The following is a 22,958-nucleotide window of genomic DNA, read 5'->3' as shown; positions in this document are numbered from 1 at the left end:
GTATATACCTAGTGTGGCCATGACATCCGCGCCCGCGCCCCCGCCCGGGCGCTCGTTCGGGTGAGTTCGTGGCGAACTCACCTCGCACGCCCAGCGACGGCGCCTCGATCGGCTCCGGTAGCACCACTCAGTCCTCGCGCGGCGCCGTCCCCCCGGTACCGCAGGGGACGCCCGAGGATCAGGCAGAGCTGCTGCGCGTCCTGTACGACCAGCATTCGGCGGCCCTGTGGCGGTACACCTATAGCCTGGTCGGCGATGCGGGCCGGGCCGAGGACATCGTGCAGGAGGCCCTGCTGCGCGCGTGGCAGCGTCCGAACGTGCTCGATCAGTCCACCGCGTCGGCGCGGGCCTGGCTGTTCACCGTCGCCCGCAACATGGCCGTCGACGAGCATCGCAGCGCCCGGCACCGGCGTGAGTTCGGCACCGACAACCCGCCCGAGCGGGCCGGCCCGGATCAGGCGGAGCGGGCGTTGGACAGCTGGCTGATCGCCGATGCGCTGGCGCGGTTGAGCCTCGACCACCGGTCGGTGATCGTGCGCGCGTACTACCGCGGCCTGTCGACTCAGCAGATCGCGACGGAATTGGCGATACCCGAGGGCACCGTGAAGTCCCGCATGCACTACGGGATGCGCGCGTTGCGCTCGGCACTACAGGAGATGGGGGTGACGAAGTGACGGACGTCCCCCGCGGCGGCGCGGGTGGAACGGTCACGCCGGACGAGGCGGACGAGTTCGCGACATGGGATGCGCCGTATGTCCTCGGCGCCCTCGGCCGCGCGGAACGGCTGCGCTACGAGGCTCATATGGAACAGTGCCCGTCCTGCCGGACCGCGGTGGCCGAGCTCGCGGTGCTGCCCGGGCTGCTCGGGCAGGTCGACACGGATGTCGCGCTGTCGCTGGTGGATCCGGCACCCGCCGGGACTGCACCCGATGCGGGCGGGCCAGGAGTCACCGAGCCTCCCACGGAACTGCTGCCGCGGCTGGCCGCGCGGACCCGCGGCAGGCGCCGGCGAGGGCGCTGGCTCGCGGTCGGCGGCGCGGTGGCCGCGGCCGCCGCTGCGGTCGCGATCGCGATCCCGGTGACCGCGGCGTTCAGCGAGCGGGCCGCCCCCGTGATCGCGGAACACGTTGTCGCCGAACGGCAGCTGGATCCGGTGGCGAGCACGCCGATCACCGCGAGCGTCCGGCTGGTCGCGGTGGGGGACGGAACCCGGGTCGAGATGTCGTGCACCTACGCGCCGTCCGATACGGACTACACCTGGCAGGGCGCGCTGTGGGTGATCCACAACGACGGCACCCAGTCCAAGCTCGCGCAGTGGACCGTGCATCCGGGCCAGACCGTGACTCCCGACGGCACCACCGCGGTGCCGCCGGATCAGATCCGCACGGTCCAGCTTCGGTCGGAGCAAACCGGTCAGGTCGTTCTCAGCAGTACGCTCTGAGTTCGCCCGGATACGAGCGAATCCCGAAGGGCGGGTATGCCTTTCGGGATGCACGCGGTGTGTTGCCGTGCCGAGCTCGATGTTCGCCAGGTTCAGAGCAGCGCGATCGCGGCGCACAGACCGGCGACCGCGATGGTCTGCAGCGCGATCCGGTATCCGAGCACCGCCTCCCACGAGTTCTGCAGTGCGCGGGCATTGTCCGGGATGATGCCGGACCGCGCGGCGGCGGTCTGAGCGGTGTTGATGGGCTTGGCGACCCGGGTGTAGATGCCGAGCCAGATCAGCAGCGCGGCCAGGGCGACGCCCGCCGTGATCGCGGCCGCACCGTGGCCCGCGATGGCCGCCAGCACCACCGTCAGCACGGTCGTGACCACGCCGCCCGCCCCCGCGAAGGGCATGCGGCGGTCGGCGTAGTAGTGCCCCCAGCCCGCCGCGATCGTCATGGTCCGGTCGTCGAGCTGCCGGTTGACCGAGCGCGTGACCAGCCCGGCAACGACGTCGGTGCCGTAGACGATGCCGTTGCCGAGCACGGCGAGAGTGGCCAGGACCTGGGCGATGGTGGTGAGCATCTGTTGTCTCCTACTCCATATCTAGCAACGCTAGGTGTTGGAGCAACGATAACAGTACTTAGACTAGGTTGTCTAGCGCTGCTAGATTTCGAGTTGGCCCGAGCCCTCCGACCGCACCGTCGACGACCACACGCCCGTGTCCTCACACCGCGCCCGATCGGGCATCCTGGGGCGCAGCGCCAGCTGCACCGCTCGGTCCGCCGCCGGGTCGCCGACCGCGATGCGGGCGCTGCCGTCGGGATACACCTTGGCCGCGATGCCGGCGCGGGCCAGCCGCGCGGCGATGTCGGGACCGGGCAGATACAGGAAGTTGGCGTGACTGCGCGGTACCCGGATCCCGTTGCCGCGCAACGTCGCCCGAAGCAGTTCCCGCCGGGTGGTGATCCGCAGCACGCGGTCGTGCAACTCCGCCGAGGCCGCATACGACGCCGCCACCGCCGTCAGGGCCGTCTCGGGCGTGCCGAACGGCAGCTGCAGCCGCCGCACCCGGCGCACCAGCTCCCGGTCGCCGAATGCGTATCCGATGCGCAGCCCCGCCAGACCGTACGCCTTGGAAAAGGTCCGCAACACCAGCAGATTCGGATACCGGGCGCTGAGTTCGACCGGATCCAGGCTGTCCGCGGCGCCGAGGAATTCGGCATAGGCCTCGTCCAGGATCACCGGAATGTGCCGGGGCACGCCGAACAGGAAGGCCTTCAGCTCGCTCGCCGCGACGACGGTGCCGGTCGGATTGTGCGGCCGGCACACGGCCACCAGCGACGTGCGCTCGCCGATAGCCCGCGCCATCCCCCACAGATCCTGCCTGCCGGACGAATCCAGCGGCACCGCAACGGTTTCCAGCCCCGCCATGGCGGCCATGATCGGATAGCCGTCGAAGGTGGGCGTGGCGCACACCATGGCGTCCCCGGGTGCGGCGAGGGTCTGCATGATCTGGAACACCACCCCGGTCGCGCCCGCCCCGACCACCACCTGATCCGGATCGACGCCCAGGTGCCCGGCGATCAGCCGCGGCAGCCGCTGCGGCAGGAATTCGGGATAGCGATTCGAGTGCGCCAGCGTGCGAGTGAGCGCCTCGGTCACCGAAGGCAGTGGGGGGAACGGATTTTCGCTCAGGGTCAGGTCGAATCGCACGGTGCCGGGCGCGCGCTGCGGCACCTCCAGCTGCCCGGTCGGTGCGGGGTGTTGCCTACCCCGCACCGAGGCCGGGCCATTCATCGCGCCGCTCCCCAGCGCACCGCCGCCGCGCCGGCGAAGTCGCCCGCGTGCGCGAAGGCAGACATCAGCACGACCGAGCCGTTACGCAGCCGTCCGGCCTGGTTCTCGGCGTCGAGTGTGACGGGAATGCCCGCGCCGAAGAGGTTTCCGCAGCGATCGAAGGTGTCCGGGTGGCGTTCCGCGGGCAATTCCAGCGCGTCGTGCCAGTTGCGCAAGAACAGCCGGTTCGGCTGATTCGTGACGAAGGTGTCGATGTCGCGGCCCTTCACCCCGATTCGCGCGCAGACCTCGAGCGCCACCTCGGGCACGAGGCGATTGCCGCGCGCGAACACCTTGGTGATCTTGGATTCGCTGAAGCTGACGCAGCCCTGTCCCTCGCCGGGCTCCCACCACTTGCGCTCGGATCCGGTGTTGAAGTCCATGTCGCCCGCGAACTCCGGATAGGTGCGGCACTCGACGTCCAGGATCGGCGCGTCGTTGTTCTTCACCAGCAGTCCCACACCGCAACCGTCCCCGGGCACCGGCGCCTGGGCGAGCTTGCGAATGTCGGGGTGGGTGAACACCGGGCCCGCGGTGTTCGCGATCGTGGCGATCAGCGCCGAGCGGGCATCGGTGGTCTGCAGGATCATTCGCGCCAGGCTCATCATGTAGACGAAGGCGGCGCAGCCGCCGGTCTGGATGTCCAGCACCCAGCCCGGGCGCATACCCAGCCGGCGCGCCACCTCGGGCCCGCAGCCCACGATCGGGTTGTAGGGCAGCTGGGAATGGGTCAGCAGCACATCGACGCCGGAAACGGCCTGTGCCCCATGCCGTTCGATCAGCGGCTCGACCGCGCGGGCCACCATGTCCATGGCCGTCTCGTCGCGATCCACGTGATGACGCGCCTTGGGCGAGCGGAACATCACGTTCTTGGCCATCCGATCCGAGCGCATGTAGGGCGTGAAGTACTCGGTGCCCACCGGCTCGCCCGGCAGGTAGGAGGCCACGTCGATCAGGCTGACCGGCGGTCGCGACAGTCCAGGGTCGGTGAAATCCATTGCGCTGCCTCTCACTTCATCCAGTCGGGCGTGATCGGCAGGCCGTGCGCGGCACGGTACTCGCAGATCGCCTTGAGGTTGTCGAGCTCGAGCTGGTGGCCGGCGGAGAACATCTCCCAGAAATCGCCGACCCACACCGGCCGCTTGGGCGGGGCCGCCTCGGGGTACGGGTTCTCGTCGTAGAAGGGATGATGGCAATTCACCCACAGCACAACCGAACCCGGCTTGTTGAACACCACCTGCGCGTCGATCACCCGCATCAGGTAGATCATCCACAGGTGCTCGCCCTGATCCCAGGCGCAGTGATAGTCGACGGTCATCGCGTCCGGATGCGCGACGGTCCGGGTGAAGATCTTGGTCTCCGGGCCCAGCCGGTCATAGGCCAGCCAGAGCCCCGGCTCCTCGGTTTCGGTGAATCCGCGCAGGCTGTAGGTCCACTCCTCGAGGCAGCGGGTGTCGGCCATGTACTCGTACACCTCGCGCGGCGGCGCGTCGATATAGGTCTGCACCGGGCAGAACTCGCCGAATACCTGGTCGTGCGGGTAGACCGAGCGCAGCATGTCCATGATGATCGGCGTGGTGGCCTCCCGGTCGGAGTTCTCGATCCGCAGGATTCCCGGTATGCCGCCGGTGGGGATGTCGGTGAGCGCCGGGAGGGGCGGGGACTGCTGGCTGGGCGTGCTCGCGGAGCTGATGGTCACGGATGCCTCCTTGGTTCGGACAGAAACGGACTGAACGGCGGTATTTCGTCGGGATCGCACTCGATCGAAATGAAGGACGGCCCATCACCGTCCATGCAGGACCGCAGGGCGTGGGCCAGCTCCTCGACGCTGCCGGGCGAGTATGCGGGCAGCCCCGGGAACATCGCGCCCACCCCGGCGCCGAGGTGTGCGGGCTGAAACCTGTTGAAGCTGTAGCGGTCTCCGTAGTAGATCTGCTCGCGCGTGATGCACATGGCGTGCGCGTTGTTGTTGAACACCAGGAAGGTCACGGGCAGTCGATACTCGATGGCCGTGTGGATCTCCATGCCGTGCATGAAGAACGCACCGTCGCCGGCTACGACGAAGGTCCGGCGCGCGCGGGCGAAGGCCGAGCCGATTCCGGCGCCGAACGCATACCCCATCCCGCCCATGCCCAACGCGACCACGAATCGGCCCGCGCGCGGCAGCCGCAGGTGATGCACGACCGCGGCGCCGGTGTTCCCGGCATCGGCGAAGACATCGGCACCGGGTTCGATTGCGGCATTGAGGGTTTCGACGATGTCGCGATAACGCAGGCCGGGCCCCGTGGCGTCGGGCACCGGCAGTCGGGTGAGCTCGCGCTCCGCGGTGGGCGGGGCCGGAGCCGGAGCCGGGATCTCGAACGTCGCGGCCAGCTCGGTGAGGTCGGCGGCCAGATCGGTACTGGTGGCGTGCACGGTGTCCAGGTAGGGCGGCTCGGCGCTCAGGCTGGCCACGGTGGTGTGGGCCAGCGCCTCGTCCAGCCCGGTGCGCGCGGTGACCGGCATGCGCGTACCGACCAGCAGGCACAGCGCCGAGCGGCGCACGGCGTCAACGAGTTCCGGATGCCCCATGGTGCCCGCCACGCCGCAGAAGCCGGGGTCGTCGTGGTGATAGACATCCTTGGCGTCCGGCGCCACGCCGACCGCGGCATCGAGCGCGGCGGCCAGTTGCAGCAGCTCGGCGCGGGCGCCGTCGCGGGCCACCTGATCGCCCGCGATCAGCGCGATCTTGCCGGTGGCGCTCGCCGCGCGCAGCGCCGACCGCACCCGGGCGATCCCCGCCACGTCCCGGACCCGGACCGCGGGCAGTGGCGCGAACGGCGTCACCGGCTCCAGCGGAGCCTGCTGAATATCCTTGGGCAGCAACAACACCGCCGGGCCGCCGCCGCGCGCCGCAATGACGGCCCGATGCAGCAGATCCGGCAGCTCCCCTGCCGATTCCACCCGCGCGCAGTATCGGGTGATCGGCGCGAAAAGTCTTGCGGCATCGAAGTTTCCGGCCAGTCCGCTGGAGTCCTGGAAGGCACCCTTGCCCGCGGCTCCGGTGGGCGCCTGCCCGACCAGAGCCAGCACCGGCACCCGGGAGGCAAACGACTCCGCCAGTCCGGCAACGAGATTCATGGCGCCGCCGCCGGAGGTCGCCGCCATCACCCCGAGGTCACCGGTGACCCTGGCATAGCCGTCGGCCATCGTGGCCGCGGAGAACTCGTGCTTGGCCACCACCCCCGTCAGCTCGCCGGGATGCTCGAAGATCGCATCGTAGAGATCCTCGATGTTGGCTCCGTCCACGCCGAACACGTGTCGCACACCGAGTGCCTCGACGGCCTGCACCAGATAGTCCACCGCTCTCGCGGGCATCGGCGCTCCTTCCTGTGGGGCGTCGAGCGGGTCCGTCGGGTAGCCGCTCACAATCGGAATTACGAGTAACCCGGCCCCACGGTTCACCGCGGTTCCACACGTCACAACCCGACTCTTGCGTGTACGTATACATCTACTTATAGTGAAGGCATGCCCAACAAGACCGTATATGTCTCCGATGACGATCTACCCCTGTTCGCACGAGCCCAGGAGCTGGTCGGCGGCAATCTGTCGGGCGCGATCGTCACGGCGCTGCGCCGGTTCATCGAACTCGAGGAGGGCCGCCAGGCAGGCTACGAGGAGGTGGTCCTGAAGGTCGGCCACAACGGCATCCGCCAGGTCCGTTTCTCGGGCCGGCTGCTGCACGACTGGCACGACTACGGCGACAAGAGCTTCAACCTCGCCCGCGTCTACCTCAGCCGCAAGGGCAAGTACGTGCTGTACACCCAGAAGTCCAAGTGGTCGGAGTATCCCACCGAGACCAACTGGATCAAGGACATCACCAACTGGCGCCGCATGCTCGGCGTCGGCGATCCGGACTGGGGCGACTTCACGATGGACATCTACGACTCCGTCACCGATCTGAAGGGGAGGATTCCCGACAACGCCTACGCGCGGGTGGCCGGCATCGCCGACCGCCCGACGATCGAGGATCTCGACATCTGACGGCCGCCGCGGGGCGGTGACGGGCAGATCGCCGCCCCATCCACAACTTCATCCAGCCATCCAGGCACCCGACCACCTTGACCGCGGAAACCAGCGGTCACGGCTCAGTCGATTCATGCATTCATAACCATTATTTGATGAAAGGTAGTCATGACCGACGTCTCGCGCATGCCGGCCATTTCGGTCTCCGGCCTGCGGAAATCCTACGGAGAGCAGGTCGTGCTCGACGGCATCGACCTGACCGTGCCCCGGGGCACGATCTTCTCCCTGCTCGGCCCCAACGGCGCGGGCAAGACCACCACCGTGCAGATCCTGTCCACGCTGATCGGCGCCGACGGCGGCGATATCCGGGTGGGCGGCCACGATGTCGCCGCCCAGCCCGATCAGGTGCGCGCCGCGATCGGCGTCACCGGCCAGTTCTCCGCGGTCGACGAGCTGCTCACCGGCCGGGAGAACCTGCTGCTGATGGGCAATCTGCACCGCCTGCCGCGCGGGGAGAGCCGGCGCGTCGCGCAACACCTGCTCGAGCAGTTCGACCTGGCGGAGGCGGCGGACAAGGTGGCCAGCAGCTATTCCGGCGGCATGACCAGGCGCCTGGATCTGGCCATGACGCTGGTCGGCGAGCCGAGCATCATCTTCCTGGACGAGCCCACCACCGGCCTGGACCCGCGCAGCCGCCGCAGCATGTGGGACATCATCCGCGGCCTGGTCGCGAGCGGGGTCACCATCTTCCTGACCACCCAGTACCTGGAGGAGGCCGACGAGCTCGCGAACCGGATCGCGGTGCTGGACCACGGCCGCATCGTCGCGCAGGGCACGCCGGATCAGCTCAAGCGGATGGTGCCGGGCGGGCACATCCGGCTCAGCTTCACCGAGCAGGCGGACGTGCGCGCGGCCGCGAACGCGCTGGGCGGCGTCGCCGACGAGCTCACCCTCGCGGTGCCCAGCGACGGATCTGTGAAATCGCTTCGAGCCGTGCTGGATCGGCTCGATCTCGCCGGCATCGAACCCGATGGCCTGGCGGTGCACACCGCCGACCTCGACGACGTCTTCCTCTCCCTCACCGGGCAGCCGGTGGCGCAAACCCCCGTTCCCGCAAAGGAAACCGCATAATGAGCACGATGACCTACGCCGTCGCCGACACCGGCACGATGCTGCGCCGTAATCTGGTGCACGCCAAGCGTTATCCGGGCATGACCATCGGCGTGATCGTGATGCCGGTGATCCTGCTGCTGGTCTTCAACTACATCTTCGGCGGCGCGCTGGGCAAGGCGCTGGCCGGTGAGAAGTACATCGACTACATCGTGCCCGGCATGATGCTGATGATCCCCGCATACCTGGTCGCCGGGGTGGCCGTCTCGATCGCCACCGACATGACCAAGGGCATCGTCAACCGCTTCCGGACCATGAACATGTCCCACTCCTCGATCCTGACCGGGCAGGTGCTCGGCACCGTGATCCAGGGGCTGCTCGGCACCGCACTGATGGTCGGCGTGGGAGCCCTCATCGGGTTCCGGTCCCACGCCACCGTCCTGGAATGGCTGGCCGCGTTCGGCCTGATCGCGCTGGCGATCTTCGGCCTGGCCTGGCTCGGGGTCGGCTTCGGCCTGGCCGCCTCCACCCCGGAGGGCGCGAGCAACACACCGACCCCGATCCTGTTCCTGCCCTTCCTGGGCAGCGGCCTGGTGCCGACCGGGACCATGCCCAACGGGGTGCGCCAGTTCGCGGAGTACCAGCCGTTCACCCCGCTGACCGAGACCGTGCGCGGGCTGCTGATGGGCACCCACATCGGCAACAACGGGATCATCGCGGTCGCGTGGTGCGTCGCGTTCGTGGTGATCGGCTACCTGTGGTCGAAGTCGCTGTTCCGCCGCAAGACCGCCTGAGCAACCCACGTCGGACCCCGGGCTCCCAGCGCCCGGGGTCCGCGTGCATTCCGTTGCGCCGCATCGGAGGCGTCCAGCTCTGCCACCGCGCGAGGTATGTGGAGCGCACGCCGGACGTGGCACCGCACCGCACCGCAGATTCCACCCGCTCCGGCCGAATCGGCCGCAACCGGTTCAGGACTTCGTGTATGCGGCGATCCAGGCGGGGAAGGCGATGAGGTCGGCCAGCACGACATCAGCCCCCGCGTCCCGCAACTCGTGCGCAGCACACGGACCCGTGGCGACCGCGACGGAGTATGCCTCGGCGGCACGTGCGCCGCGCACGTCACCGGTGTGGTCGCCGACATAGATCCCGGCGCCGTGCTCGCGCAGCGCCTCGGCCTTGCGCTCGGCCCACAGATCCCCGACGACCACATCCGCGGGGATCTCGAGGTGCTTCAGATGCAGCTTGGCGTTCGACTCGAACTTCGCGGTGACCACGATCGCGCGGCCACCGGTGGCGTGCACGGCGTCGACCGCCGCGCGGGCACCCGGCATGGCCAGCGTTCCGGTGATCGCGTAGGCCGGGTACATCTCGCGATAGAGATCGACCATGGCCGGGATCTCGGCGGCGGGGAACCAGTTCGCCATCTCCTGCTCGAGCGGCGGGCCCAGGCGGGTGACCGCCAGATCGCAGTCGATGTAGACACCGGTGCGTTCGGACAGGGCCCGGTAGCAGTCGCGGATGCCGGGACGGGAATCGATCAGCGTCATATCCAGGTCGAAGCCGACCGTCAGCGTGCGGGGACTCATATCGCGCGCAAGCCCATCGGATTCGCGAAGCGCCCGACGCGGGCCACCGTGGTACGGCTCATCGCGATCGACGGCCGATCAGCCGGCGGGCTGGCAGGCGTCGCGCAGCGAGCACGCGCCGCAGGCATTGCCGCAGCCGCCGACCTCGGGCGCCGGGGCGAGCCGCGCGATGGCCTGCCCGGCCGCGTTCACGCCCGCACCGAGGGTGAACAGCGCGATCACCGCCGCCAGGACCGCGGCGGCGATCCCCGCAATCGGGCCGGCCAGCAGCGCGACCAGTCCACCCGCGATCAGCAGCAGCCCCGCACCGATCGACGTGGGCCCGGCCACCTTGTTGGCGAGCCGGTACGCCTCCTCGCTGCGCACGGCCTCCTCGGTATGTACGCCGAACAGACGATTGGGGGGCAGGGCGCCGGCCAGCCCGAGTACCCCGGTGACGACGGCCACCGCCGCCAGCACGAACAGGATCAATGCCACCACAAACACTTCGATGACGGTACTCGCGGCCCGGGCCCCCTCGCCTCCGGGCCCGCCGGATGTGATGCGGGCCATCGTTCGCCGGACCCGCGTCCGTCCGGGCGCACCGTCCCACCCTCCGCCCGGCGCCCCCTTTTTGGGGCTTGACGTGCGCACGCTCTACCCTGATGAGCAACGTTTACCCGGGGGATCGACCAGCAGAAGGCAGGAAAAGTGCAGGACGCTCGTGCAACCGAACCAACCGGCGCGGCCAGCGACGTGCCCGTGCACCGCTACAGCGCCGAACTGGCGGGGGCGATCGAACGCAAGTGGCAGGCGGCCTGGGAGGCGCGCGGCACCTTCCACGCGCCCAATCCGGTGGGCCCGCTGCGCGGGGAGACCCCGGCCGACAAGCTGTTCATCCAGGACATGTTCCCGTATCCGTCGGGCGCGGGCCTGCACGTGGGGCATCCGCTGGGCTACATCGCGACCGACGTCTTCGCCCGCTACCACCGCATGACCGGCCACAACGTCCTGCATGCCCTGGGCTACGACGCCTTCGGCCTGCCCGCCGAGCAGTACGCGGTGCAGACCGGTGCGCATCCGCGGGTGACCACCGAGTCGAACATCAAGACCATGCAGCGCCAGCTGGACCGACTGGGCCTGGGTCACGACCGGCGCCGCTCGTTCGCCACCACCGATCCCGAGTTCTACAAGTGGACGCAGTGGATCTTCCTGCGCATCTACAACGCCTGGTACGACACGGCGGTGAACTCCGCACGCCCGATCGCCGAGCTGGCGGCCGAATTCGAGGCCGGCACCCGGGAAACCCCCGACGGCCGCCCCTGGTCGCAGCTGAGCGCGTTCGAGCGCAACGAGGTGCTGGACTCCTATCGCCTGGTGTACCAGTCCGATTCGATTGTCAACTGGTGCCCGGGCCTGGGCACGGTGCTGGCCAACGAGGAGGTCACCGCCGACGGCCGCAGCGAGCGCGGCAACTTCCCGGTGTTCCGTAAGCGCCTGCGGCAGTGGATGATGCGCATCACCGCCTACTCCGACCGGCTGGTCGACGACCTGGATCTGCTGGACTGGCCCGACAACGTCAAGGCCATGCAGCGCAACTGGATCGGGCGTTCGCGGGGCGCGCAGGTGCGGTTCGAGGCCGACGGGGAGACCATCGAGGTCTTCACCACCCGGCCCGACACGCTGTTCGGCTCGAGCTATGTCGTGCTGGCCCCCGAGCACGAGCTGGTGGACCGGCTGGTGGCCGCGCAATGGCCCGAGGGCGTCGATCCCCGCTGGACCTACGGCGCGGCGAGCCCGGTCGAAGCCGTTGCGGCCTACCGCAAGTCGATCGCGGCCAAGTCGGATCTGGAGCGGCAGGAGAACAAGGAGAAGACCGGCGTCTTCCTGGGCGCGTACGCGGTCAATCCCGTCAACGGCAAGCAGGTTCCGGTCTTCATCGCCGACTACGTGCTGAGCGGCTACGGCACCGGCGCGATCATGGCGGTGCCCGGACACGACCAGCGCGACTGGGAGTTCGCGTCGGTCCTGGGCCTGCCCATCATCGAAGTCATTGCGGGCGGGGACATCTCGGCCGCCGCCTACGCCGGCGAGGGCACCCTGGTCAATTCGGACTACCTGAACGGCCTGGAGATCGAGGCGGCCAAGGCGAAGATCGTCGAGCGGCTGGAGGCGCAGGGCCACGGCCGCGGCACCATCCAGTACAAGCTGCGCGACTGGCTGTTCGCGCGGCAGCGGTACTGGGGCGAGCCCTTCCCGATCGTCTACGACGAGAACGGCCAGGCGCACGCGCTGCCGGATTCCCTGCTGCCGGTGGAGCTGCCGGAGGTGAAGGACTTCGCCCCGGTCACCTTCGACCCGGACGACGCCGCCTCCGAGCCGTCCCCACCGCTGGCCAAGGCCGCCGAATGGGTCACCGTCGAACTGGATCTGGGCGACGGGCCCAAGAAGTACCGCCGCGACACCAACGTGATGCCGCAGTGGGCGGGCAGCTCCTGGTATCAGCTGCGCTACACCGATCCGACCAACAGCGAGGCGTTCTGCGCGCCGGAGAACGAGCGCTACTGGGTGGGCCCGCGCCCGGCCGAGCACGGCCCGAGCGATCCGGGCGGGGTGGACCTGTACGTCGGCGGCGTGGAGCATGCGGTGCTGCACCTGCTGTACTCGCGGTTCTGGCAGAAGGTGCTGTTCGACCTGGGCGAGGTGTCCGGGCCGGAGCCGTATCGGCGCCTGTTCAACCAGGGCTACATCCAGGCCTTCGCCTACACCGACGCGCGCGGCACCTACGTGCCGGCCGCCGAGGTCGTCGAGCGGGACGGAAAGTTCTTCTGGGCCGGCGCTTCCGGCGTCGAGGAGGAGGTGTTCCAGGAGTACGGCAAGATCGGCAAGTCGCTGAAGAACGCCATCTCCCCCGACGAGATGTGCGATCTGTACGGCGCGGATACCTTCCGCTTCTACGAGATGGCGATGGGCCCGCTGGACACCTCGCGCCCCTGGGCGACAAAGGATGTCGTCGGCGCGCATCGCTTCCTGCAGCGCGCGTGGCGGCTGGTGGTGGACGAGGAGTCGGGCGCGATCCGGGTCAGCGACGCCGAGCCGTCGGGCGAGGCGCTGCGCCTGCTGCACAAGACGATTGCCGGCGTCGCCGACGATTACGCGAACCTGCGCGACAACACCGCCGGCGCGAAGCTGATCGAGCTGACCAACTTCCTGACCAAGAACTATCCCGAGGGCGCGCCGCGCGCGGTGGTCGAGCCGGTGGTGCTGATGCTGGCCCCGATGGCCCCGCACATCGCCGAGGAACTGTGGGAACGCCTGGGCCACACCGCCGCCCTGGCGCACGGCCCGTTCCCGGTCGCGGATCCGGCTCTGCTGGTGGAGGATTCGATCGAGTACCCGATCCAGGTCAACGGCAAGGTGCGCAGCCGCGTCAGCGTCCCCGCCGACGCCGACACCAAGGCCGTCGAGGATGCGGCGCTGGCCGATGAGAAGCTGCTGGAGTTCCTGGCGGGCAAGGCACCACGCAAGGTCATCGTCGTCCCGGGACGCCTGGTGAACGTCGTCGCCTAGGTGACTGGTGCCGAACGGGCCGTTATGCGGGCCCGGTGAGATCGCTGGGCCCGCATTAGAGTTCTTGGCTGGTTGGCGGTCTCAGCGGTTTGAGTGTTGTTTCTGGTTGTGTCGGTAGCGATTTGGTGTTCGGGGTCGTTGCCGGTCCTCAGGCGGTGGCAGCGGCCCAGGTGCCGGTGGTGTGGGTGATTTCGAGAACTGCCAGGCGGGCGAGGTTGACTGCGCCGGCGAGCAGGCCGAAGTCGGCGGCGATCTTCTCCCGGCCCCTCACACGGGCGCGGCGTCCGGCGTGGTGGCGGCGCGTCAGGTGCCCGATCTTGCGTTCGACTTTGGGGCGGGTGGCGCGGTAGTCGGCCTTCCAGGCCGGATCGTGTTGACGTTCACGGGTGGTGGCCAGGTAGTTCTCGTGGGCGCCGATGGTGATCGTGCGGCCACCGGTCGCTGTGGTGCGCTGTGCCCGCAGCGGGCAGCTGGTGCAGGCGGCGCCGAAGCAGGCGACGCCGGTATGGCGGCCGGTGCGGGCGCCGATCGCCACGGTGGCTCCGGCCGGGCAGGTCACCGTCCGTGCGTCCAGGTCGATGGTGAAACGGTCCTTGGAAAAGTGTCCTTTCACCGACGGCGACGGCTGCACCTTGATCTGGTTGCGAATACCGTTGTCGTCCAACAGTTTCAGCAACTCACCTGCCCCATACGCGGCATCACCGAACACCACGGTCCCACCGTCCCCGTCCCCGGCTTCTGCTTCGGCTTCGGCTTCGGCTTCGGCTTCGGCTTCGGCTTCGGCTTCGGCTTCGGCTTCGGCTTCGGCTTCGGCTTCGGCTTCGGCTTCGGAGGACAGGATGTCGGCGAGCTGGTGCGCGGCGACCTCGGCGTCACCGCTGTTGCCGGGGGTCACGGCGGTGGCGGTGATGATCTCGCTGCCGGGATCGACGGCGATGTGGCCCTTGTAGCCGTCGAAGCCGCGGGCTTGAGTCTTGTGCCCGTGGCGAGTCTCGGGGTCGACGGTCGAGATCACCCGATCGGTGGCGGTGCCACGCACGATGCGGAACACGCCGTCATCGCCTTCGGTAATGTCCTGGCCGAGCACGATGGCCAGCAGTCGCGCAGCAGCGCTCACCCGCTCGCCGATCCCGCGCCCGTCCAGGGCCGCCAGTATCGCCATCCCGTCGCGGGCACGGGAGTCGATCAGCTGCTCACGCGCGGTCTGGTCGTCCCAGTCGATCACGGGTTTGACCGCGCCAGCGTAGTCGTCACCGCTGGTAACCCGCGCCCGCAGGCCCACAGCCTGCTCGGCGCCGACGGCCGTGAGCAGACCGCGGATCGCCGAACGGACCAGGGTGATGGTGTCCATGGTGGCGACCGCGTCATACAACGGTGTCGAGTCCAGCACCCGTTTGCGACCCACCAGCCCAGCCGCCCGGGCAACCTCGAGGACGGCGTCGAGGATACGGTCCGGCCGATCCGAGCGGGCCAGCCTGGCCCGCATATCCACCAGCACCGTATGCACGAAACCCGGATAATCGAAACTCAGTCCGCCGGCGGCGTACTTCCAGCGGGCGTCGAACGCGAACCGCTCCACCGCTTCCCGATCCGAGAGCCCCTCGATGCGCTGCAGCACCATCACCACCGCCACGATCATCGGCGGCACACTGCGCCGCCCGACATCGGTGAACAAGTCGGCGAACATCTCATCCGGGAACAACCGCCCGCATTCCCGGTGCAGCACACCATAAATCGAGTCCTCACCCACCCGGCCCGCGCAAAACTCCACCCTCGACCGCAACAGATCACCCGGGCTCGGCACACGCCCCAACCTCACCCGAACATTCTGCTCGAGACCGGCCCTTCACCGCACGAAAAACACCAACCACCTAGGGCGGGTCTCGGTCCACGGTGCCCACACCCCGTTACGGGCCCTCACCTCCACCACGACCACACGCCCGTCCAGGGCGGGCGTGGTGGTGGCGGTGACCTTCGCACCGGGCCACGCATCCTGCACGGCCGCTGTGACGAGGCCGGGGTTCATCCGGGGTGGCACCCACACCCCGATCCGCGCCCGGCCGCAATTGGCCTGGTGCGAACCGGATTCCATCTGTGGACTTGCTTGCGCGTCGGCGACGCACGGCGCCGTTGCGGCGACGACCGCCCCGGCACCGGTCGACTTGCATCCGGACCACTGCGGTCCCCGTCGAATTTCAGGGGGACCGCAGTGCCATGTCAGATCGTCGTCGGCGGGGGCACCGCAGCCGGGGCCGCCGGCGTCGTCGGCGCCGCGGTGACCCCGGGCGCGGCCGGCGCGGCTGGCTGTTGCTGCTGCGCGGAGTTGTCCAGATCGGCGCCGCTCGGGTGGAAGGATCCCTGGAACTCGCCGTAACCGCCGGTGCCGCCATTGGGCGGGTTGTGCGGGTTGTGCGGCACGAGTTCGCCGTTGATGATGTCGTGCAGACCCGAGGGCTCAATCGCGCTTCGATTCGCCCACTGCGCTACCTCACCAGTCTGCAGATGCGGGCTGTTCGGGTCTTGGTCACTACCGGGAGCGACCGAGACCCACGGACGGCCCGCCGTGGGCTGTCCGGTTGTGCGCGCGTAGGCCGCGATATCCATACCGCCGCCGAAACCCGACGAACCGCCGCTGGTGCCCGTGTTGTATCCGGCCTGCGTCGCGTTCGTTGCCGGCATGACGTTCTCGAGCCCGCTGATCGCCGAATTGATCGCGAACGTGATGGCGCTGTTCGAGCCGCTCGTGCCGCTATCAGCCTCGATGTTCTCGAGCCCGCTGATCGCCGAATTGATCCCGAAGATGGCGCTGTTCGAGCCGGTCGTGGTGCCATCGGCGCTGGTCGCACCCGAATCCTTGCCGAAGAGGACATCGCCGCCGAGGACATCGCCGAGGTAGGGGTCGCCGTAGTTGTCGGTGGGGCTGGGAGCGGGGGTGGGAGTCGGCGTGGGCGTGGGCGCAGGAGCGGGCGCGGGCGCGGGCGCAGGTGTGGGCGCAGGCGTGGGCGCAGGCGTGGGCGTGGGCGTAGGTGTGGGCGTGGGCGTAGGTGTGGGCGTGGGCGTAGGTGTGGGCGTGGGCGTAGGTGTGGGCGTGGGCGTGGGCGGATCGACCTGGTCGGCCTGCCACTGGTATTTCTTGGTCGCATCCGCGTATTTCGTATCCCACTCGCCTTTTACCGTGTGGATTGCGGAGACGTAGTATTGCATTTCCACTTGAGGGGTCATGAACCACTCGCCGTAGCCGGTAGTCCCTTCTTTTGTGTTCTTTTCGTAGAAGGGGATCGCCATGTCGGACGTTTTACCACCACCAGAATGGCCGCCATAGATGGTATCGCCATCCATCCTAGTGCCAAAAGTGTCGTTCGCAGGGTCGTACTTGAGGCGATCGTTGAGTTCTCCAACCAGGTCCACAAGGCCCTTGAACGTTTTGGTGCCCGTTATCTTGGAGTCGTATGTGAGATCCGAAACCTTTTTATGTTTACCGGTGTAGTCATCCTCCCTTTGTTTTAGCTTATTCTGCAGATCACTGGCCGCGTCCCGGATGTTCGACCAGCCACTTGCAGTATCGACCTGATCACCGTCGAGCACATCGGCGAATCCGGGGTTTTCCTTCGGATTACCGACACCGAGCGTGTCGAGATCCCATTGCATCGCGAACTGGGTGTCGTTGATCAGCGTGTCGAGCGCGGCACTGCGGCCCTTCGGCTCCCACAGTTTGACGTGATACGCATGCTTCGTCGTGTCCGTATCTGGTATTTGATCCCCGTACGGGTCGAATTTCGCGTCCGCCAACGCCTTTGCGTCGACCTTCGCCTTCGCATCCTTCACTTCCTTGGTGGCCATGATAGCGTCCGTATTACCGGCTCTAAGCGATTGGAGTAGCGGATTGTAATCCCATGAGAGCTTAGGGTCAGCCAGACCCTTATCTGCGAGCTGTTTTCCTACGGAGTCCTGCCTGTCGCCCCAGGTATCTTTCTGTGAGTAGTTAACCAGTTGATCGAAGGCCTTTTGGAATTCGTATGGATTCGATTTGGCCAGATTATTCAGCTTCTCCAGGGAGTCTTTTGCTTGGTTGCCCTGGAAACCGACATCGTCTTGCCAGCCCAAGGGCCCAGTGGCCCAGCCATCGGCGTCGTAGTTCTTTTTTATCTGTTTGACGACGTCATCTGCGCTGTCACCCATCAGCCTCTCCTCCGCTCGCTGGAACCCTCGGAACCCGCCGGACCGTTCAGCGACTCGGCGATGGCCGGGGGAACCCCGCCGAGGTGGCTGGACCCGACGCTGACGCCATGAACACCGGTCCTGACACCGTGGGCAAACTCGACGTCCGGAATCGCCGTACCCACACCGGCCGTCGCCGCGGCCGCTACCCGCGCTGCCTCAGGCAACATCGGGTGCTCGGCTATCTGGCCGTATGCGTAGAGCACATCGCGCAGAGTCTGCCGGTCGGGTTCCCCCGCGGCGAGCAAGAGCAGCAGTTCGTCGGCACGGCGTTCGAAAACCATGCCGCGCAAGGCTTCCGTGGCTGCACCCGGGCGAACTCCGCCGACCGGAACGAAGGACACGTCCACCCGCTGCGACCACAGCGCCGACCCCGTCATGTCATCGGCGGCACGCATCTGGTCCCACCAGCTCACCGGGACGGGCAGACCGGCGTGCAGCGCATCGAGGATCTGCTGTCGCCTGGCGCGGCGGATTACGGTCTCCCCGTCCACGCCGGAGACCGCGGCGCGGACCTGCGCATCCGCGGACCGTGCCAACTCGAGGCACTTGGCCCGAATTTCCGTTTCGGGCACCGTCGCCGCTTGGTGCAGCGACACGGCCGAACCGGCCAACGCGAGCCGGTCGACCAAGCCGGGACCGGGCACGGTGAAGTCGAGGGCGGACTCGGCGGGAGAGACCCACTCCTCGACGGCGGTATCGCCGCGCATCGCTGCGCGCACGCCATCGGGGATAGCCGCAGACGACACCAAGGCGCTGATCCAGACATTTTTGCGGTGGGCCACCAGGTAGCCGAACTCGGCGAGCATTCGGGCCGGGTCTGCGGTTCCTTCCAATGCCGCGATCGCCTCCAGGTCCGCAGCACGGGGGGCGAACCACTGCCACGGGAGGACGACCTCCAAGGGGAGGAACAGCCCGGGAGGCAGCCAGCCAGGTCCCTCGGTGGAGGTCAGCAAAACGATGGGTCCGTCAGCGGCTCGCCCCACCGCCACCGCCCATTCCACACCGCGCGCCGAATCACGCACGGCGGCTAGAATCGCGGCGAGCAAGGTGCGGGCAAGCGCCAGGTCGTCTTCAACCCACTCACCTACCACGAACGACGGTAGCGCTCGCCTGTCCCGCGTCGGATGGACCGCCGCCGCGAACGGGCCCACCGCCAGTGATATGGGTCCCCGGGCAGCAGCGCCCGCCCTCACAGGGGTAACCGGAGCAACCGGAGCGGAATACGCGTCCGTCGCCAGTGGTGCAGGCATTCCGCCGACCAGACCCGAACCATCGGCCGAGGGCACCGTGACTCCGATCGGTGTAATGGCTCCGGCGGGCAAGGTGTCGTCGGTCCGTGGAATCGCGGATGCCGCCGGCAACTGGGGTACCTGCTCGGAGCGTGCCGTCCCGTCGGGCGCACCCGCAGTGGGAAGTCCGGTTACAGGAGGCTGCACTGGGTGAAGGCTGTTTGCCACCGGTGTATCCGGCCCGGCGTGCACCGGCGGGGCCATCGGTACGCCGTGGGTAGGACCGCCTGACGGGGCTCCGTGGGTAGGACCGCCTGAAGGGGCTCCATGGGTAGGACCGCCTGAAGGGGCCCCGTGGTCGTGACCGCCCGCCTGAGCGACCTGATACCCACCAGCCTCATCCTGGTTTTCGAGTGCCGTTGCCGAGGCGAGCAATTGGTCCCGAGTCTGCTCATGATGGATTGCGAGTTGTTCGGCGAAATCGTGGCGCTTGTTGTAGTACTCCACCAGCGCCCCATACATCGGGTCGGCGATCGAACCATAGGTATGAGGGAATTCGTCGAGCCAAGCATGCGGGATTTGACCCGACTCCCGGATTTTTGCCGCTGCCACTCCGTTCTGCTCGGCGATCCGGCGCAGCTCATCCGGCTCGGCAACCAATCGTTCGGGCATGCTTGTTTGATTCCTCCCGCCAGCTAACTCGGATTCATTCTTCCGGCCTCCCAAAATTGGGGGGATGGCCATCCGATCGGGAGCGCCATTCCCGCATGACCTCCGACAGCGGACGAGGCAGGTTTTCAGGGTCGTTCATGGCGATGTGGTATTGCCGCCGCGCGTCCTCGGCACTCTCGGCAATGGCAGCCACGATCTCGGCGGCCAATTGCTGATTGTCGAACCGGGCGCAGGTTCCCGGCGCCAGATACAGGTCCCGCAGCTGCCCCCTCATGTCGACTTCAGGAATGACCAATCCGCTCGGAGACGGGCGACGCGCCACGATCGCGTCCGCGCGTTCACGCATGTCGGCGATGCGGTAGCGCAGCTCGCGCGCGAGGCTAAGTCCGGCGAGTACGTCCGGGTGGAGTTCTCTCATAGATCTTCCAGGATGCGCCAGGGTTCGCCACACAGAGTTCCCAACATTGGGAAGGAACAATACTCGAATTCAAGCCGGTCTCCCGACGGCGAGACCCTGAGTTCCCCGCGAGGTCCACCATCGACGAGTTCGCCACCGACTTCGGCGGTCTGCGGCATGCCGTCCCCCGGACCGTGCACCGAATGCCCTCCGCATTTCCCTCCGCACTGCTCGGCTCCGGTCGGCCGATGACGCTGCGCGGCGCGGGTCATTCCTGTGACGGGCAGACCGTCACCGACGGTGAACTGCTCGTCACCTACGCGCCGGATACGGCGGCCGCGCAAGTACGCGAGCTCGGCGACGGCCTGATCGAGGTGCCTGCCGGAATCAGCTGGTACGGCCTGGAGCGATACCTGAACCGCCAGGGCAGGGCCGTCCCCGTGCTCACCGACTACCTGCATGCATCGGTGGGCGGCACCCTGTCCGTCGGCGGCATCGGGATCAACTCGGTGCGGTGTGGCATGCAGGTCGACCACGTGGAACGGATCCAGCTGATCGACGGAACGGGAATCAGTCGCTGGTGCTCGCGCACCGACCATTCTGAGCTGTTCCGGTTCGCACTCGGCGGGCTCGGCATGGTCGGGCTGATCGAACGGGCGGTGCTACGTACCGTGCCGTACTGCCGCGACACACACGTGCACCGTCGATACCATGCCACCCCAACTGAACTCGTCGAGCACACCGAACGGATCGCACAGCGCGACGATGTGGACATCTACTGCGCGTCCATGCGCCACGGCAAGCTCTTCTCCACCACAGGCTGGCGCGGCAGCGGTCCGCTGCGATGCGGCGACGAGAACTGCGCGATTGTGCCCGATCTGCCGTTCGAGAGCCACCCCGGCACCGCACGGCCGGTTGCCCCGTCCGCTGGTCACGTGCGTCTTTGGACCGATTACATCGTGCCCGCCGGGCAGCTCGCGCCGATGCTCGCGGCCGCTGAGACACTAGGGCACGGTGCACAGCTCAATGGTGTTCTCGCGATGTTGTACATCCTGATCGTGCGCCGTCCGCCTGACGCAACCTCGTTCGCATTCACCCCGATCGACAGCGCCCCCATCTCGATCGGACTCGGCGTCTACACCTCGGTCCACCGCGATCCGACCATCACAGCCGCCACCCGGCGCGTATTTCGCGACCTGTTGGAATGCTGTTGTGAGCTGGGTGGGCGTCCATATCTGTACGGCGTCAACAACCTAGATCGCGCGCTGGCCGAGCGACTGTACGGAAGCAACCTAGATCAGCTTGCGCGGCTGCGCGCCGGGCACCGATTGGAAAACGTCAACGCCCACCTCCCGCTCGTGCGGGCCGCTCTGTCTACTTGATCCCTGTCCACATCAGGCCCCGCATGCCGAACCGGCCACGACCGCGCCGCCGCAGACGAACGTCACATTTGCGAATGATGGGGATACGGACGAGTGGATGCCGACCGGAATAGGAGAGATTGCCGATATGGGGGCTGCCGGAGAATTCCTGGTCGACCTCACTGAGCGGTTGACGCTACGTTGTGACCCAGCGACCGTCCGCGCCATGATGGAACGCGCCTGCGGCGGACAGTTGGATGCACAACGGCCGGATGGAGACCGAGCCAGCCTTCTGACCTTGTCCGGTATTCCGTTCGAAGTCAGTGTGACCGGTGGTCGCGGCAAGCTCACGCCTGTCCTGCGCTATACCACCGAGACCGCGACGCAGAACATGGAGATCAGCTCGCGCGCCGACGCTCAACTCGCCGCGATCCGGGATCTTGTCGGATGGTTGCCGAAGGGAGATGAGACCGTCGTCGACTTGTTTCGGTCATTCGTCGCGACGTTGTATCCCGATCCCACGAAAGTTCCGCCGCGCATCGCCACATGGATAGGAGTAGCGCATGACGCCGCGACGCCGCGTCATGCGGCCCGTCTCAAGATGTATTGCGGCTTGAGAGTGCCAGGGGCACTGCACCGGTTGTGCTCTACATGGCCTGGCTTCACAGAATTCGCGTCCGTAGCCGCCGAGGAGAAGCTCTTCAGGCCTGCTTTTGCCACGATCGAGGTGGACGCGCACGGCGAAGTGATCCACAAGCTCTACCTGAGGGCCCGGTCCAACGATGTCGCCGTGCCGATGAAGCTGGTCCGCTACTTCGGCGATCCGGCTTGGGAAGTGTTATCCGAGCTCGTTCAGTGTGGCGCCGACGCGGCCGAGCTCCACCGATACGGCTTCTTCGTCTCGTGTGCCCGCGGTTCCGGCGCCCCTGTCTTCGGACTCGACGTCGGTGCAGGGCAACACGACCTGACCGGGCTTGCACGCGAACTCGCGTCCCGGCACCACGGCACCACCCAGGCCGTCGATGCCCTCGCCCAGGCAGCGGAGTCGTGCGGGGCGACACTGCAGTATTCATACGTCGGAATGGGGTTCTCCGCCGATCAGGGCATCGACAAGCTCAAGGTCTACGGCGCGCCCACCTGGAGTACCGAGTAGCACTCGGAATGGCCGGTCGGTTATGGCACGACTGCCGCCGTCGAACCTGGGCGTGTAGTCACCGTCCGGCCATATCAGGGCCGATCCGGGGTCTCGCTGCTGCGGCCGTCTCCGGCCGCGGCGTCCGGGGCTCCCCGGTCCGTCGCCACAACATGCGGCGGCGAGGTCGGCGCGACCCTAGCCCCGGTCGGCGGACCGGCCGTGACCGGAGCACTGACCGCGGGCGCACTGACCGCAGGGGCACTGACCGAGGCGCCCGCCGGACGGGAGACGCGCTCGTCCTCGGCAACCGAAACTGCGGCCGGAACCTCCACGAATAGTTCCCGTGCCGCCGACAACAACGATGCCAATCGCAAGCTAGTTCGACGTGAGTACATGGAGTTACCCATGTGCTCACGAGATCAATTGTCC

The 22,958-nt window shown here is 67.7% G+C and carries 20 protein-coding genes and 1 pseudogene; 8 read left to right on the top strand and 13 right to left on the bottom strand.

Annotated features, from left to right (window positions below):
• Positions 1-68 precede the first annotated feature (68 nt).
• Both ABH933_RS08005 and ABH933_RS08000 read left to right on the top strand, forming a co-directional pair.
• Entirely contained in the window at positions 69-674 is a 606-nt protein-coding gene (locus ABH933_RS08005; protein ID WP_429418769.1) for a sigma-70 family RNA polymerase sigma factor, read from the top strand.
• Positions 671-1,441 (top strand): anti-sigma factor family protein, encoded by a 771-nt coding sequence (locus ABH933_RS08000; RefSeq protein ID WP_429418768.1) that lies wholly within the window; start codon positions 671-673, stop codon positions 1,439-1,441. Before ABH933_RS08005 ends, ABH933_RS08000 begins: the two co-directional genes overlap by 4 nt.
• A 92-nt stretch (positions 1,442-1,533) precedes the next feature.
• Here the strand turns inward: ABH933_RS08000 and ABH933_RS07995 are convergent, their stop codons facing one another.
• The 5 genes from ABH933_RS07995 to ABH933_RS07975 all read right to left on the bottom strand — a co-directional run bounded on the left by ABH933_RS07995 (position 1,534) and on the right by ABH933_RS07975 (position 6,621).
• Positions 1,534-2,010 carry a DUF1772 domain-containing protein gene (locus tag ABH933_RS07995; protein WP_429418766.1) on the bottom strand — a complete coding sequence of 159 codons (477 nt, stop codon included), beginning with the start codon at positions 2,008-2,010 and terminating at the stop codon, positions 1,534-1,536.
• Positions 2,011-2,091: 81 nt separating this feature from the next.
• Positions 2,092-3,225 (bottom strand): aminotransferase class I/II-fold pyridoxal phosphate-dependent enzyme, encoded by a 1,134-nt coding sequence (locus ABH933_RS07990; protein ID WP_429418764.1) that lies wholly within the window; start codon positions 3,223-3,225, stop codon positions 2,092-2,094.
• The gene (locus ABH933_RS07985) at positions 3,222-4,262 is read right to left on the bottom strand and encodes a 3-oxoacyl-ACP synthase III family protein (protein WP_215922300.1); all 1,041 of its coding nucleotides are present in this window, start codon (positions 4,260-4,262) and stop codon (positions 3,222-3,224) included. The genes ABH933_RS07990 and ABH933_RS07985 overlap by 4 nt, the downstream gene beginning before the upstream one ends.
• A gap of 11 nt (positions 4,263-4,273) precedes the next feature.
• Positions 4,274-4,963 (bottom strand): SRPBCC family protein, encoded by a 690-nt coding sequence (locus tag ABH933_RS07980; protein WP_308166852.1) that lies wholly within the window; start codon positions 4,961-4,963, stop codon positions 4,274-4,276.
• Entirely contained in the window at positions 4,960-6,621 is a 1,662-nt protein-coding gene (locus tag ABH933_RS07975; RefSeq protein ID WP_429418761.1) for a thiamine pyrophosphate-binding protein, read from the bottom strand. The genes ABH933_RS07980 and ABH933_RS07975 overlap by 4 nt, the downstream gene beginning before the upstream one ends.
• A 150-nt stretch (positions 6,622-6,771) precedes the next feature.
• Here ABH933_RS07975 and ABH933_RS07970 point away from each other — a divergent pair, with 150 nt between their 5' ends.
• The 3 genes from ABH933_RS07970 to ABH933_RS07960 all read left to right on the top strand — a co-directional run bounded on the left by ABH933_RS07970 (position 6,772) and on the right by ABH933_RS07960 (position 9,173).
• Positions 6,772-7,287 (top strand): EXLDI protein, encoded by a 516-nt coding sequence (locus tag ABH933_RS07970; RefSeq protein WP_429418760.1) that lies wholly within the window; start codon positions 6,772-6,774, stop codon positions 7,285-7,287.
• Between the two features lie 150 nt (positions 7,288-7,437).
• Positions 7,438-8,400 (top strand): ATP-binding cassette domain-containing protein, encoded by a 963-nt coding sequence (locus ABH933_RS07965; RefSeq protein WP_429418758.1) that lies wholly within the window; start codon positions 7,438-7,440, stop codon positions 8,398-8,400.
• Positions 8,400-9,173, top strand: coding sequence for an ABC transporter permease (locus ABH933_RS07960; protein ID WP_429418756.1), 774 nt, complete (start codon positions 8,400-8,402; stop codon positions 9,171-9,173). The genes ABH933_RS07965 and ABH933_RS07960 overlap by 1 nt, the downstream gene beginning before the upstream one ends.
• Positions 9,174-9,347: 174 nt before the next feature.
• On the opposite strand, the gene ABH933_RS07955 is transcribed toward ABH933_RS07960, so the two are convergent.
• Together ABH933_RS07955 and ABH933_RS07950 are read right to left on the bottom strand one after the other, a co-directional pair.
• On the bottom strand, positions 9,348-9,965 hold the full coding sequence (locus ABH933_RS07955) for an HAD family hydrolase (protein ID WP_429418754.1): 618 nt from the start codon (positions 9,963-9,965) through the stop codon (positions 9,348-9,350).
• 78 nt (positions 9,966-10,043) lie between these two features.
• A complete protein-coding gene (locus tag ABH933_RS07950) occupies positions 10,044-10,451 on the bottom strand; it encodes an SdpI family protein (RefSeq protein ID WP_215922306.1) in 408 nt (135 codons plus the stop codon).
• A 204-nt stretch (positions 10,452-10,655) separates the two neighbouring features.
• Here ABH933_RS07950 and leuS point away from each other — a divergent pair, with 204 nt between their 5' ends.
• Positions 10,656-13,514, top strand: a complete 2,859-nt coding sequence (gene leuS, locus ABH933_RS07945) for a leucine--tRNA ligase (RefSeq protein ID WP_429418752.1) — start codon at positions 10,656-10,658, stop codon at positions 13,512-13,514.
• 148 nt (positions 13,515-13,662) lie between these two features.
• Here leuS and ABH933_RS07940 read toward each other — a convergent pair whose 3' ends face one another.
• The 6 genes and pseudogenes from ABH933_RS07940 to ABH933_RS07915 all read right to left on the bottom strand — a co-directional run bounded on the left by ABH933_RS07940 (position 13,663) and on the right by ABH933_RS07915 (position 20,054).
• Positions 13,663-15,333, bottom strand: coding sequence for a transposase (locus tag ABH933_RS07940; protein WP_429455016.1), 1,671 nt, complete (start codon positions 15,331-15,333; stop codon positions 13,663-13,665).
• Positions 15,334-15,360: 27 nt separating this feature from the next.
• Positions 15,361-15,606, bottom strand: coding sequence for a hypothetical protein (locus ABH933_RS07935; protein ID WP_429418748.1), 246 nt, complete (start codon positions 15,604-15,606; stop codon positions 15,361-15,363).
• 125 nt (positions 15,607-15,731) lie between these two features.
• On the bottom strand, positions 15,732-17,693 hold the full coding sequence (locus ABH933_RS07930; protein WP_429418746.1) for a hypothetical protein: 1,962 nt from the start codon (positions 17,691-17,693) through the stop codon (positions 15,732-15,734).
• Positions 17,693-18,757 carry a hypothetical protein gene (locus tag ABH933_RS07925; RefSeq protein WP_429419268.1) on the bottom strand — a complete coding sequence of 355 codons (1,065 nt, stop codon included), beginning with the start codon at positions 18,755-18,757 and terminating at the stop codon, positions 17,693-17,695. Before ABH933_RS07925 ends, ABH933_RS07930 begins: the two co-directional genes overlap by 1 nt.
• 654 nt (positions 18,758-19,411) lie before the next feature.
• A pseudogene (locus ABH933_RS07920) lies at positions 19,412-19,636 on the bottom strand (hypothetical protein); the annotation flags it as partial.
• A gap of 34 nt (positions 19,637-19,670) precedes the next feature.
• Positions 19,671-20,054 (bottom strand): hypothetical protein, encoded by a 384-nt coding sequence (locus ABH933_RS07915; RefSeq protein WP_429418745.1) that lies wholly within the window; start codon positions 20,052-20,054, stop codon positions 19,671-19,673.
• 182 nt (positions 20,055-20,236) lie between these two features.
• On the opposite strand from ABH933_RS07915, the gene ABH933_RS07910 reads away from it, so the two are divergent.
• Both ABH933_RS07910 and ABH933_RS07905 read left to right on the top strand, forming a co-directional pair.
• The gene (locus ABH933_RS07910; RefSeq protein WP_429418743.1) at positions 20,237-21,415 is read left to right on the top strand and encodes an FAD-binding protein; all 1,179 of its coding nucleotides are present in this window, start codon (positions 20,237-20,239) and stop codon (positions 21,413-21,415) included.
• A gap of 97 nt (positions 21,416-21,512) precedes the next feature.
• Positions 21,513-22,547, top strand: a complete 1,035-nt coding sequence (locus tag ABH933_RS07905; protein ID WP_429455015.1) for a hypothetical protein — start codon at positions 21,513-21,515, stop codon at positions 22,545-22,547.
• Positions 22,548-22,958 lie beyond the last annotated feature (411 nt).

This window comes from Nocardia sp. GP40 (genome assembly GCF_050434125.1).
In the GTDB taxonomy this organism is placed as follows: Bacteria; Actinomycetota; Actinomycetes; order Mycobacteriales; family Mycobacteriaceae; genus Nocardia; species Nocardia albiluteola.
This window is presented reverse-complemented; position numbering and strand designations above follow the sequence as displayed.